At 64.2% G+C, this 12,375-nt stretch carries 12 protein-coding genes; all 12 read right to left on the bottom strand.

All coding sequences use genetic code 11. From position 1 onward, the window contains the following. Positions 1–35 precede the first annotated feature (35 nt). The 12 genes from ACIGHN_RS20970 to ACIGHN_RS21025 all read right to left on the bottom strand — a co-directional run bounded on the left by ACIGHN_RS20970 (position 36) and on the right by ACIGHN_RS21025 (position 12,152). Positions 36–821, bottom strand: a complete 786-nt coding sequence (locus ACIGHN_RS20970) for a PA2169 family four-helix-bundle protein (RefSeq protein ID WP_235503948.1) — start codon at positions 819–821, stop codon at positions 36–38. Then, positions 794–934: a hypothetical protein gene (locus ACIGHN_RS20975; protein WP_235503949.1), complete on the bottom strand. Its 141-nt coding sequence runs from the start codon at positions 932–934 to the stop codon at positions 794–796. Before ACIGHN_RS20975 ends, ACIGHN_RS20970 begins: the two co-directional genes overlap by 28 nt. A gap of 267 nt (positions 935–1,201) precedes the next feature. Further along, the gene (ntrC, locus tag ACIGHN_RS20980; RefSeq protein WP_396505829.1) at positions 1,202–2,911 is read right to left on the bottom strand and encodes a nitrogen regulation protein NR(I); all 1,710 of its coding nucleotides are present in this window, start codon (positions 2,909–2,911) and stop codon (positions 1,202–1,204) included. A 40-nt stretch (positions 2,912–2,951) separates the two neighbouring features. Next, positions 2,952–3,974, bottom strand: coding sequence for a nitrogen regulation protein NR(II) (glnL, locus tag ACIGHN_RS20985; RefSeq protein WP_396505834.1), 1,023 nt, complete (start codon positions 3,972–3,974; stop codon positions 2,952–2,954). A 121-nt stretch (positions 3,975–4,095) separates the two neighbouring features. Next, positions 4,096–4,620 (bottom strand): hypothetical protein, encoded by a 525-nt coding sequence (locus ACIGHN_RS20990; protein ID WP_056413469.1) that lies wholly within the window; start codon positions 4,618–4,620, stop codon positions 4,096–4,098. Between the two features lie 212 nt (positions 4,621–4,832). Continuing rightward, positions 4,833–6,248, bottom strand: coding sequence for a type I glutamate--ammonia ligase (glnA, locus tag ACIGHN_RS20995; protein ID WP_056163798.1), 1,416 nt, complete (start codon positions 6,246–6,248; stop codon positions 4,833–4,835). Between the two features lie 174 nt (positions 6,249–6,422). Further along, on the bottom strand, positions 6,423–7,244 hold the full coding sequence (locus ACIGHN_RS21000; protein ID WP_396505830.1) for a competence/damage-inducible protein A: 822 nt from the start codon (positions 7,242–7,244) through the stop codon (positions 6,423–6,425). Beyond that, positions 7,241–8,209: an EI24 domain-containing protein gene (locus ACIGHN_RS21005; protein WP_396505831.1), complete on the bottom strand. Its 969-nt coding sequence runs from the start codon at positions 8,207–8,209 to the stop codon at positions 7,241–7,243. Before ACIGHN_RS21005 ends, ACIGHN_RS21000 begins: the two co-directional genes overlap by 4 nt. Positions 8,210–8,247: 38 nt before the next feature. Next, positions 8,248–9,255 carry a sterol desaturase family protein gene (locus ACIGHN_RS21010; RefSeq protein WP_056413521.1) on the bottom strand — a complete coding sequence of 336 codons (1,008 nt, stop codon included), beginning with the start codon at positions 9,253–9,255 and terminating at the stop codon, positions 8,248–8,250. A 75-nt stretch (positions 9,256–9,330) separates the two neighbouring features. Further along, the gene (locus ACIGHN_RS21015) at positions 9,331–10,164 is read right to left on the bottom strand and encodes a polysaccharide deacetylase family protein (RefSeq protein ID WP_082485783.1); all 834 of its coding nucleotides are present in this window, start codon (positions 10,162–10,164) and stop codon (positions 9,331–9,333) included. Then, the gene (locus ACIGHN_RS21020; RefSeq protein ID WP_396505835.1) at positions 10,164–11,147 is read right to left on the bottom strand and encodes a YncE family protein; all 984 of its coding nucleotides are present in this window, start codon (positions 11,145–11,147) and stop codon (positions 10,164–10,166) included. Before ACIGHN_RS21020 ends, ACIGHN_RS21015 begins: the two co-directional genes overlap by 1 nt. A gap of 258 nt (positions 11,148–11,405) precedes the next feature. Beyond that, positions 11,406–12,152 carry a pseudouridine synthase gene (locus ACIGHN_RS21025; RefSeq protein ID WP_396505832.1) on the bottom strand — a complete coding sequence of 249 codons (747 nt, stop codon included), beginning with the start codon at positions 12,150–12,152 and terminating at the stop codon, positions 11,406–11,408. Positions 12,153–12,375: the final 223 nt, after the last annotated feature.

Raw genomic sequence — 12,375 nt, forward strand, 5'->3', positions numbered from 1 at the left:
GCCGAGCCCCCGCCTGCAGATGACGCCCTGCCCGATCAATCGCGCTTGTACGAATCGCGCAGCGCGCGCACTTCGTCATGGTTGCGCTGTGCGCCTTGCGATTGGCGCTGCACCAGGGCCTGCACCTGGGCAGGCAGCGTGTTCTTCAGCGCCTTGCGGTAGCGTGCCACGGCAGCGTCTTCGCCGCGTTCGCACTCTTCCAGCACCGCCTTGTCGTCCTGCACGGACAGGGCCGTCTTCACGGACACCCAGCCGCGGTGCAGCGCACCCGAGACCGTGCCGCCGGACGCTGGCTCGCCACCCAGGCGGCGCACTTCGTGCTCCAGCTCGGTACCGGCGGCCGCGCATTCTTGCGCATGGCGCTGGAATACCGACTTGAGTTCGGGAGCCTTGGCGTGTTCGGCGCAGGACTTGAAGCCGTACTCGCCGTCACGGGCGGACTCGAGCAGGTCGTTCAGCACGTCGATCACATCGTCGTTGTCGACCACATCCATGGGACGGGTGTCGCCGGCCTGGTAGCGCGAAGCGCGGTCCCAGGCAGCACGCGTTGCAGGGCGTGCATCGGACCAGGCCAGACCATCGGCGTGGCGTGCGCGCCAATCGTCGGCCAGGCGGGGTTCGACTGCGTCGAAATCGCCTTCATAGCGGCCCACGGAGGACCAGCCCAGTTCGTAGGCAGGACGGTACTGGTCATACGTGCGGCCACCCACATAGTAGGGCTCGCGCTCGTAGCTTTCGCGCCAGTAGGCATCTTCTGCGGTGGGGTTGACGGCTTCGGCGGCTGCCTTGCCCGTCAGGCCGCCGACGACTGCGCCAGCCACACCACCGACTGCGGCACCCACGGGGCCACCAAAGGCACCTGCGGCTGCACCTGCTGCGGCGCCGCCCAGGGCAGCACCCACTCCGGTGCCCACAGGATGGGAACCTGGTTCATTGGTCAAAGGGTCGCGGTTGGCATCATTGAAATCCGACATGGAAGCTCTCCGGTTGGTTGACAGTGAATTCATTGTTGAAGTCACGCCGCGCAACGCGGGTCGGCCCATGGAGGGCTTGAATGTAGGACAGCGCCAGCCTGCCGATGGCACTGCGGCGTCCGCTGTGGAGTGCCGCAGTGTGGCGCTGCGAGCCTTGCCGCATCAAATTCAAACGCTACAAAAACAATAGCTATTCGCGCTTGAGGATGAAGCGGCAGCGGCTGGTTTCATGCTTCGTCCGGGGCGTCCAGCCCCAGCTCCTGGATCTTGCGCGTGATGGTATTGCGGCCGATACCCAGGCGCTGCGCAGCCTCCATGCGGCGGCCATGCGTGGCGGTCAAAGCGGTGCGGATGAGGCGCGATTCAAAGCGTCGCGTCAGGGCGTCCCACACCTCGGGCTGGCCGCCTGCAAGCAGCCTCTGCGCCTCGGTCTCGAGCGCCTGCTCCCAGCTGTTGACGGTGCCACTGACGACCCCACCCACCGCACCCGGCGCCGCCGCGACGGCGGCCGCCGGCGCACCATCCATCGCTGCCGACCACGCGGTGGCCGTGCTGGCGCTGGCTGCGCTGCCATAGGCTGCTGGCGCCGAGCCGGCCAAGGGCGCGTTGGACGCCGCTGGCGCCTGCAAGCCGCCAACCCGCTCTGCGGGCACGGCGTTCGCGGCGTAGGCGGGTGCAACGCCGCCAGGCGCTGACTGGTGCGCCCCTGCGGAGTCGGCGCTGGCGCTGGCGCCTGCACGCTGCGCGGACTGGTAGACGGGCGCCTCCAGCACTTCGGGGGGCAAGTCCTGCTGCGAGATGACCTGGGCCGGCGCCATCACGGTGAGCCAGTGGCAGATGTTCTCCAGCTGCCGCACGTTGCCCGGAAACGCGAACTGCTCCAGCCGCGCAATGGCCGAGTCCGCAATGCGCTTGGGCTCCACGCCCAGCTGCCGCGCGCTTTGCTGCAGGAAGTGGCGCGTGAGCACGGGCACGTCTTCGTGCCGCTCGCGCAGCGCGGGCAGCCGCAGGCGAATGACGTTGAGGCGGTGGAACAAGTCCTCGCGGAAGCCGCCCTCCTTGACGCGCTTTTCCAGGTCCTGGTGGGTGGCCGCGATCACGCGCACATGCGCCTTGACCGCTGCATGGCCGCCCACACGGTAGAACTGGCCGTCGGAGAGCACACGCAAAAGGCGCGTCTGCAGGTCGAACGGCATGTCGCCGATTTCATCCAGGAACAGCGTGCCGCCTTCGGCTTGCTCGAAGCGGCCGCGCCGCTGCGTTTGCGCGCCGGTGAAGGCGCCGCGCTCGTGGCCGAACAGTTCGGATTCGAGCAGGTCCTTGGGGATGGCGGCGGTGTTGATGGCCACGAAGGGCCCGTCGGCCACCGGCGAGTGCTTGTGCAGCGCACGGGCCACCAGCTCCTTGCCCGAGCCCGATTCACCGGTGATGAGCACCGTGACCTGGCTCTGGCTCAGGCGGCCGATGGCACGGAAAACGTCCTGCATGGCGGGCGCCTGGCCCAGCATTTCGGGGGTCTCGGCCTGGCGCTCCTCGATGACCTCTTCGCGCTGGCTTTCCTCCACCGCACGGCGGATGAGTTCCACTGCCTTGGGCAGGTCGAAAGGCTTGGGCAGGTATTCAAAAGCACCGCGCTGGAAGGCCGACACGGCGCTGTCCAGATCAGAGTACGCCGTCATGATGATGACGGGCAGGCCGGGCTGCAGCTCGCGCACTTTTTCGAGCAACTGCAGGCCCGAACCGCCGGGCATGCGGATGTCGCTCACCAGCACCTGGGGGCCTTGCCGGGCGGGGTCGCCAGCGGTGATGTCGGCCAGCGCATCCAGCACCTCGCGGGGGTGGGTGAAGCTGCGTGTGGGCAGGTTCTCGCGGGCCAGCGCCTTTTCGAGCACGAAGCGGATCGAGGGGTCGTCGTCTACTAACCAGATCGGCTTCATATCTTTTTCTTACCTTCCCTGTGGTTGCGTGTCAGGGACCTCAGGGCAAGGGAATCAGGATGCGGAAGTCGGTGCGACCCGGTACGCTGTCGCATTCGATCAACCCGTGGTGCCGCTGTACAAAGGTTTGTGCCAGCGTGAGCCCCAGCCCCGATCCGCCGTCCCGACCCGACACGAGGGGATAGAAAATCCGCTCTTTGATCGCGTCGGGTACGCCCGGTCCGTTGTCGATGACATGCAATTCCAGTGCCAGCCGATATCGCTGGCGACCAAACGTTACTTGTCGTGCCACGCGGGTGCGCAGCGTGATGACTGCGTCGCCTGCGGCGATGCGGTCGGTCAGGGCCTGGGCGCCGTTCTGCACGATGTTCAGCAGGGCCTGGATCAGCTGCGCCCGGTCGCCGCGGAACTCGGGGATGGAGGTGTCGTAGTCGCGCAGCACCTTCAGGCCCTGCGGGTACTCCACCAGCACGAGCGAGCGCACGCGCTCGCACACTTCGTGGATGTTGACGTCACCTACCAGGTGGGGATGGCGGTGCGGCGCCAGCAGCCGGTCCACCAGGCTTTGCAGGCGGTCGGCTTCGTGGATGATGACCTGGGTGTATTCGGTGAGCTCGCGGCTTTCGAGCTCCATCTCCAGCAACTGGGCGGCACCGCGGATGCCGCCCAGCGGGTTCTTGATCTCGTGCGCCAGATTGCGGATGAGCTCCTTGTTGGCCTGGGCCTGGTCGAGCAGGCGCTCCTCGCGGTCCTGCCGCGCCTGCTGCTCCAGCGGCCACAGCTCCACCAGGATCTCGCCGACCTGCTCCGCGTCGGCCACGCTCACATGCACAGGCACCGGGTCCTGGTGCAGGCGCTTGAGGCCGGCCTCGTAGCGCAGCGCCGCAAAGTCCTTGCCCCGGGCTCCCGCCAGCGCGGTCTGCAGCAGCGCGGGGTCGGTGAAGAAGGTGGAGAAGTCGGCGCCCTCGAGCGTGCGGCGCGACAGGCCCAGGGTGTTTTCCAGCGCGGCGTTGGCAAACTGCACGGCGCCGTCGGCCCGCAGCACCGCCACGAGCGTGGACATCAGGTCCAGGGAATGAAAACGCCCCGTGTCGGAGGACGGGGCATCGGTGGGAGGAAGGGAGTTCACGCGCTTGTGACGACTACGGTATGGCGAGGGTTTTGGCGGAGTTGCGGCCAGCGAATCAATTGGCGGCAGCAGGCAGGCGCGCAATCTCGCGCTTGATGCCGGCGATATCGCTTTCGCTGCGGGTGATGTTGGCCTTGAGTTCCGCCGTGCGCTCGATGTAGCGCTGCGGGTTGCGCAGGTCGAGTGCATTGCGCTCGGGCGCGCCACCGTTGTATTCCTTCACCAGATCTGCGTGGCGCGCCTCGGCCTTGCGCAGCTCGGACTCCAGGATGGCGCGTGCGTCGGAATCGCGGGCCTTCTGGTCGTTGGTGCTGACGCGCGGTGCGGACGGTGGCGACGCCGAGGTGGCACTGCCACCACCGGCAGACGGAGCCGCGGCAGCAGGCGCTGCAGCACCTGCGGGGCGGCTGCCCTGCACCACCGTCACGTTGCCACCTTCCACCAGTTTGCAGCCGCGCTCCTTGGCCTGCTGGGCGTTGTTGGTGTATTCGTTGCCACAGCGGTAGATGCGGTCTTGCGCCCAGGCGGCCGGGGCCGTCGTCGCAGCGATCAATAACAGGGAGATGAGCGTTTTCTTCATTCGGTTTCCTCGCACTGCCATGCAGGGGGTGCGGTGGAGTATCCACCAATCACCGTGCATCGCCAATCCAACACCAGCAGGCCCCCACAGGGCTTTGTACAAGGATGCAACGGCCCAGCCACTGGTTCCGTTGCAGTCCGCCCAATCCTTGCGCGCCATGAAAAAAGGCGGCTTGCGCCGCCTTTTGGGTGTAACAGCCTGCAGGCAGGCGATTACAGCGAGTAGTACATGTCGTATTCGACAGGGTGGGGAGCCATGCGGAAACGCGTGACTTCCTGCATCTTGAGGTCGATGTAGGCGTCCAGCATGGAGTCGGAGAACACGCCACCCTTGGTCAGGAAGCCGCGGTCCTTGTCCAGATATTCCAGCGCCTGGTCCAGGCTGTGGCACACGGTGGGCACCAGCTTGTCTTCTTCGGGCGGCAGATGGTACAGGTCCTTCGTGGCGGCTTCGCCGGGATGGATCTTGTTTTCCACACCATCCAGACCCGCCATCATCAGGGCCGAGAAGCACAGGTAAGGATTGGCCGATGGATCGGGGAAGCGCGCTTCGATGCGGCGGCCCTTGGGGTTGGCCACGTAAGGAATGCGGATCGAGGCCGAGCGGTTGCGGGCCGAGTAGGCCAGCTTCACAGGGGCTTCGAAGCCGGGCACCAGACGCTTGTACGAGTTGGTGCCAGGGTTGGTGATGGCGTTCAGGGCACGTGCGTGCTTGATGATGCCGCCGATGTAGTACAGCGCGAAGTCCGACAGGCCGGCGTAGCCGTCGCCTGCGAACAGGTTCTTGCCGTCCTTCCAGATGGACTGGTGCACGTGCATGCCGGAGCCGTTGTCGCCAGCGTAGGGCTTGGGCATGAAGGTGGCGGTCTTGCCGTAGGCGTTGGCCACGTTCCAGACCACGTACTTCAGGACCTGCGTCCAGTCAGCGCGCTCGACCAGCGTGCTGAACTTGGTGCCGATTTCATTTTGGCCAGCGCCCGCCACTTCGTGGTGGAACACTTCGACCGGAATGCCCAGGGATTCGAGAATCAGGGACATTTCAGCGCGCATGTCTTGGGTGCTGTCGACCGGAGGCACTGGGAAGTAGCCGCCCTTGACCGTGGGACGGTGGCCGCGGTTGCCGCCTTCGAGCTTGGCACCCGAATTCCAGGGGGCTTCGTACTCTTCGATCTCGAACATGACCTTGCCGGGTTCGTTGGACCAACGCACGCCGTCGAAGATGAAGAATTCTGGCTCGGGGCCGAAGAAGGCCGTGTCGCCCAGGCCGGAGGCCTTCAGGTAGGCTTCAGCGCGCTTGGCGATGGAGCGTGGATCGCGGTCGTAGGCCTTGCCGTCGCCGGGCTCGATCACGTCGCACTGCAGGAACAGCGTGGTTTCTTCGAAGAACGGGTCGATGTTGGCGGTGTTCGGGTCGGGCATCAGTTGCATGTCCGAAGCTTCGATACCCTTCCAGCCAGCCACAGAGGAGCCGTCGAATGCGTGGCCGGACGTGAACTTGTCTTCATCAAAGTGGGAAACAGGCACGGTCACGTGCTGTTCCTTGCCACGGGTATCGGTGAAACGGAAGTCAACGAACTTGACTTCGTTTTCCTTCACCATCTTTATCACGTCTGCAACGGTCTTGGCCATCAGGTTCTCCTGGGTAAAGCGCTTGTTGAAAAAAGGATTTTGCGTAAACAAAAGCAGTTTGCGTGCCAGCCGGGTGCAGCCGCCGCACTATGTAGGAGCGCCACGGACTGCAGACCGTCAGCGCACGCATTCGATTGCACCAATGCAGTGCATCAAATTACTTATTGGCGTACTTCAAAGGTTGCGCACCAATTCGGGGCCAAACTCCGCACCAAATTCGTGCAAACCTTGTTGGAGGTCTTTCCACGCCGCCGGGACCAGCGGCGCACGGCCTTTGACGCCCAACTCGATGTGCCGCCCGTATTGTGGATGATCCACGCTGGGCAAACTGAACACCCGCACACCCGGATGCGATTTTTCGATGCGTTCCATCAAGGGCGTGAGGGCAGCCTCCATGGCGCCGTACACCACCACGGATTGCTCGGTTTGTGGAGTGCGGTTGAAATGCGCCGCGTAGTGCTGGTCGAGCACGCCTTCGATCATGGGCCAGGCCATGACAGGAAAGCCCGGCACGAAGTGCACCACACCGCCGCCGGATCCCTCGCAGGTGAACCCTGGAATCTTGTTGTAGGGGTTGGCAATGATGCGGGCGCCCACAGGGAAGGTGCCCATGTTGAGCCGGTGCAGGTTGTCCGGGCGGTCGGCCTCGTAAGGCACACCCTGCTCACGCGCCACATCCTGCATGCGCTCGCGGATCAAGGCCTCTGCCTCGGGGTGCAACGCCAGCTCCAGGCCCAGCGCGCGGGCTGCGCATTGCCGCGTGTGGTCGTCGGGAGTGGCCCCGATGCCACCGCACGAGAACACGACATCACCCGAGGCAAACGCGCGCTCCAGGGTGGCGGTGATGCGGTCCGGGTTGTCGCCCACATAGTCCGCGTACGACAGGGCCAGCCCGCGGGCGGCGAGCAGTTCGATGACCTTGGGCATGTGCTTGTCGGCGCGCTTGCCTGACAGGATTTCGTCGCCGACGATGATGAGGCCGAACTGGGGATTCATGGTGGGGGGGTTCCGTGGACGGGTGGTTCTGGCGCTGCAAGCGCGGGGGGATTCGGGGGCGCGGCCTTGGCCGGATCGGCCGGGGCATACAGGGCCTGTGGCCCGGCATGGGGCGCATCCTGGCCGTTGGGTGATGCAGCGGCAGCGGCAGAGATGCGGTCTGCCGCCCCGCCTTCTGCACGCAATTGTTCCAGTGCGGCCAATGCGTAATGCGCGAACCACAGGGAGGAAAAAGCGAACACCAGGGTGTAGATCCAGATGGCCAGCGGCACCAGCACCACAAACGCTGCGGCGAACACCACGCCGGAGGCCCAGACGATGCTGGGCGCGGCCCCCAGGTAGCCCGTCACGATGCCGATGCCCAGCAGACTGCTGCGGTGGCGCTTGAAAATCTCCTGACGCTCTTCCTTGCTGGCGTGATCGGCCAGCGCATCAAACACCATCACCCGGTACGTGAGCCAGCCCCAGATCAGCGGCGGCAGGATCAGCACCAGCGGCGGTACGAGCCACAGGGGGACGGACACCACCAGCGCGATCAAGGCCAACACGGTGGAACTGAGCGACCAAACGATGCTGGCGATGAAGGAGCCACCCTTCTTGCGCGCGAGGTTCGGGAATCGCCGGTCAGCCACCAGCCCCACCAGCGCCGGCGTCATTAGCACCGCCACGAGCAGCAGGGAGACCACCACCAGCACGGGGGCCACCGCGAGGATCACCATCAAGGGCGCCACCACCGAAGCCACATCGCCCAGGCCCCAGCCCTGCAGCCAGTTCCAGAAGCTGGCGAGCACGCTCGATGCGTCGAGCAACCCGCGCATGCCCTGGAGTGCCGCATCCCAGTAGAAGTAGCCCAGGCCCAGCGCCAGGCCAAGCATCACCACCAGCGGCAGCACCGACAGCGCCATCACCCGTGGGCGCAGGCAATAGGCTGCAGCGCGCCAGAAAGAATCAAGCAGTAGTCCCATGTCGGCGAGCATACCTTCCCGAAAGAATGCGAGGCCTGTCAGGCCCGCCCGAACAACCGGAGCATGCCCCGCCATTGCTGAGACCAGAAGCCGGTGCCGTAGTCACGCACGCGGCCGTCCGGGCCGGGCTCGACCTGGTCGCGAATGCCGGTCGGGTCGTAGCGCTGCTCGAAATTGGCGGTGCGCATGAGCATGTCCCACCAGGGCAGCAACACGCCGAAGTTGTGCCCACCCAGCACCACCCGGTGGGTGGGACCGCCGCCAGCATCCGCCGCGACGGGCTTGAGGGTTTCATGGCCGATGCCGATGCTGTGGTGCAGGCGGTGAAACCGGGGGCTGACCCACAGCCGTTCGCCCCAGCGGCCAAACCACAGCCGCACGTTGGCGTGCTGAAAGCTCTCGCTGAGCTGCGTGATGGCCACGATGGCAATGAACTGCCCAGGTGCCACGCCGATGAGCTGCGCCACGGCCACGAGGATGGTGTCGCGCAGCAGGTCGTCGAGCAAGTGGTTGCGGTTGTCGCTCCACATCGTCATCTGCCGCTGGGCGTGGTGCAGGGAATGCAGGCGCCACCACCACTCGAAATGGTGCTGCCCACGGTGGATCCAGTAGTCCACAAAGTCGAACACCACGAGGTACAGCAGCAGGCTGACCCACGGCACGTCGGTGACGCCGGGCCACATGCCATCGAGCTGGAAGGTGCTGACACCAGCCACCCGCAAGGCACCGAAGAAGGAGTCGACAAAGGGGTCCACCGCCAGGAACAACCCCACACGGAAAAGACCGAGCCGGTGGATCAGCGTGTAGAGGATGTCGGTGCGGATCGTGGCCCGGTCGGTGACGGCCTCCACAGGCCTCCAGCGTTGCAGGGGGCCTATCACCGCGGCAATCACGACCAGCTGCAGCAAACCCACGAGGACCCAGCCCGATGCCTCGTAGCCGCTTTCAAGCTGATTGCCCAGGCCCATGGCGAACATCAGGGGCTGCATCACGCTCTCGAACAGCCATTGCTGTGCAGCGTCAAATCCGTTGCCTAGCCAACCCATGCTCATGCTCCATCCATTTCGCCCAACGCGTTGCCGCGCTGTGTTGTGTTCTGTGCGCCGTCTGCGAGGCCTGGCTCAACGTCCTGCCTGCCGGGCGTAGTCCGGGTGCTCGCGCAACGTGCGAAAGCAAAATCCACGCTCCTTCAAACCGACGATCAAGGGTTCGAGCACCGCGGGCGCCCAGGGATCCTTGCGCGACCAGATGCCCAGGTGCGCCAGGAGAATATCGCCACTGCGCACGTCCCGCAGAGCCTTGCGCAACAGCGCATCGTTGCTGGCGCTTTCACTGGGCAATTCGTCACCGAGGAAACCAGCGGGAGACCAGCCCACATGGGTGTAGCCACAGGAAGCGGCGCTTGCCAGCAACTGGGGCGACGTCTTGCCACCCGGCGCACGGAACAATGGCAACGGCTGCCGTCCAGTGATGACCTTCAACCGCTCTGCAGCATGCGTCACTTCCTCGCAGTACTGGGCGGCAGTCAGCACAAAGCTTTGACCTTCACGCGGCCCGGCCGAGGGACGGACACGGAAGGAAGGATGGCGCGCGTCGCCCAGGTCTGCGCGCCAGTAGGTGTGGCTCCAGGTGTGGGATGCAAACTCGTGGCCTTCCGCCGCCCGCGCCTTCCACCAGGGCGCCCAATGGTCGCCCAGGCTGCCATCGCCCTCCTTCGTGCGCTCGTTGGCAGCGAAGAAGGTGACACGCACCTGCTGGCGCTGGAGCACCTCCGCAACCAGAGGAGCAATGCCCATGTGTCCCGTGTCGAAAGTCAGGTAAACGGGTTTATGGCAGGCATTTTGCGCACTGCCGACGGATGAACAAGCGCCAAATGCTATCAAAAATATAGCATTTCGCGCAGCCTGCTTCCAGGAAGCTCGCACTGCCGGCACGGCCGTGGCGGAATCAGCCATCACCGTGGCGCGTGCTGCAGTGTCCATACGCCATGGGGCGACTTGCCGACGGTGACCTGACGGACCACCTTCTTGGACTCGGTATCCACCACCGACAGCTTGCGCGCCCAGCGAGAGCTCACATAGATGAAACGGCCATCGGTAGACACCTCCATGCAATCAGGCCCGCCGGGTACCGGGTAGGACTCCACCACCTGGTAGGTATTCATGTCGATCTTGCTGATGGTGTTGGCCACGCGGTTGCTCACGTACAAATGCCGGCCATCCCCGGCTGCGCGGAAGGCGTGCGCACCGCTGCCGGTCTTGATCTTGCGGATGCTGACAGGCTCGCGACCCGACACGTCGAAGACTTCGACGCTGTCGCTGCCCGTCAACCCCACGAACACGCGTTTGTCATCCGTGCTGCCATACACATCGGCCGGCATCGCACCGGTCTTGATGCGCCACTTGATCGTCTGGGTGGCGATATCGATGGCCACCAGCTCGTCACTGTCCTGCATGGTCGAATAGACCGTCGTGCTCTTGCTATCGATCCATAAGTGGCTCGGCGTGCGCGAGGTAGCCACCCGCTGAACAAGCGTCAGCTCCTTGCCGTCCCACCGGTAGAAGTCCACATGGTTGAGCCGATTCGCGGCCGTGATGAACCACTTCATATCGGGCGTGAAGCGCAAGTGGTACGGGTCGACGATGCCGCGCACCGTGCGCTGCACTTGGGCCGTTCGCGGGTCCAGGAAGGTCAGCGTGTCACCCAGAGCATTCGCCACGATGAGGGACTTCTCATCGGGGGTGAGGTACAGGTGGTGGGGCTCCTTGCCCGTGGGAATGCGCGCAGTCTCTGCCCAGGTGGTGGGGTCAATGACACTGACACTGGCTTCCAAAGAGTTCAGCACAAACAACGGGGGCACAGCCGCCAAGGCCGCACCCATCGACATCCACAGACCACCCAGGGCAACGCACGCACGTGCAATCGAAAAAATCTTCACAAAGCCACTTTCAACACAGCCTTCAAGTGTAGCGCCGTGCTCGACAAAGACCTGCGCTTTACACGTAACATCCTTGATATAGAACGATTTTTTGACTCTTACATCAACTTGCGACACGTCGACGGTTAGCTTGTCGCCCTTGACTACAGATCCCGAGGCGCGGCGACCTCCATCACCTCGCATGCGGTGCGCCATCGAGGTATTCATCGCTGGCCTGGATGTGACCTCCAGACTCTCTTAAGTCGGATCGCGAAGCGATTACACGGCGCGGGTCAGCAACTGCAGGTCTTCTTCACCCAGCCAGCGCCACTGGCCCGGTGCGAGATCCATCGGCAGTGTCATCGCGCCAATGCTCGATCGATGCAGCCCTTCGACGCGATTTCCGACGGCAGCGAGCATGCGCTTGACCTGGTGGTACTTGCCTTCTGTCAGGGTGAGGTCCAGCCGGTGGGTATCGTTGATCACGCAGTCGGCAGCCCGGACGGGCTTGGGGTCGTCATCCAGCACCACCCCCGCCAGAAGCTTCGACACCTGCGCAGCATCCACGGGGTGCTTGGTCGTCACCTGATACACCTTGGGCACGTGCTTTTTCGGCGAGCTCATGCGATGGATGAACTGCCCATCATCACTGAGCAGCAGCAAGCCCGTCGTATCCTGATCGAGGCGACCTACCGCTTGCACGCCTTGCACCGCACTTTTGGTGGGACGCTGACGCAAAGGGGCCGGCAGCAGGGTGTAAATGCTCGGGTATGTCGAGGGTTTTTGGGAGCATTCAGTGCCGGCAGGCTTGTGCAGCAGCACGTAGGCCTTGTCATGATAGGGCCACTCCGTGCCTTGTACCCGCAGATGCAGGCCGTCCTCATCGACATCCGCTGCCGCCTCCACCAACTGGTGGTAAGCCGGCTCTCCCGCCGCCTTCACTTCCACGAATCCTTGCTGGATCAGGCCCGCACAAACTCGGCGCGTTCCAAAACCTTGTGAATACAGAATGTCCTGTAACTGCATTGCGTCCTCAGTACGACAAGCGGAAAGCATGTAGCTTCCCCGGGACTATTTGAAAGTGCGAATAGCCGATTTGAAATGGCAATCCACAAAGCAAAACGCCCTTCTACTCTAAGAGCAGAAGGGCGGTTTGGGCTGTAAGAGCCTGACGATGACCTACTTTCACACGGGAACCCGCACTATCATCGGCGCAAAGTCGTTTCACTGTCCTGTTCGGGATGGGAAG

This window comes from Acidovorax sp. NPDC077693, assembly GCF_044542805.1.
Classification (GTDB): Bacteria; Pseudomonadota; Gammaproteobacteria; order Burkholderiales; family Burkholderiaceae_C; genus Acidovorax.

Excerpts from the sequence above, each read along its gene's own strand:
- ACIGHN_RS21005 (WP_396505831.1), bottom strand. The coding sequence starts at position 8,209 with ATGGGACTACTGCTTGATTCTTTCTGGCGCGCTGCAGCCTATTGCCTG.
- glnL (WP_396505834.1), bottom strand. The coding sequence starts at position 3,974 with ATGTCCACGCTCGTGGCGGTGCTGCGGGCCGACGGCGCCGTGCAGTTT.
- ntrC (WP_396505829.1), bottom strand. The coding sequence starts at position 2,911 with ATGAAGCCGATCTGGTTAGTAGACGACGACCCCTCGATCCGCTTCGTG.
- ACIGHN_RS21010 (WP_056413521.1), bottom strand. The coding sequence starts at position 9,255 with ATGGGTTGGCTAGGCAACGGATTTGACGCTGCACAGCAATGGCTGTTC.
- ACIGHN_RS20975 (WP_235503949.1), bottom strand. The coding sequence starts at position 934 with ATGAACCAGGTTCCCATCCTGTGGGCACCGGAGTGGGTGCTGCCCTGG.
- ACIGHN_RS21025 (WP_396505832.1), bottom strand. The coding sequence starts at position 12,152 with ATGCAGTTACAGGACATTCTGTATTCACAAGGTTTTGGAACGCGCCGA.
- ACIGHN_RS21015 (WP_082485783.1), bottom strand. The coding sequence starts at position 10,164 with ATGGCTGATTCCGCCACGGCCGTGCCGGCAGTGCGAGCTTCCTGGAAG.
- ACIGHN_RS20990 (WP_056413469.1), bottom strand. The coding sequence starts at position 4,620 with ATGAAGAAAACGCTCATCTCCCTGTTATTGATCGCTGCGACGACGGCC.
- ACIGHN_RS21000 (WP_396505830.1), bottom strand. The coding sequence starts at position 7,244 with ATGAATCCCCAGTTCGGCCTCATCATCGTCGGCGACGAAATCCTGTCA.
- glnA (WP_056163798.1), bottom strand. The coding sequence starts at position 6,248 with ATGGCCAAGACCGTTGCAGACGTGATAAAGATGGTGAAGGAAAACGAA.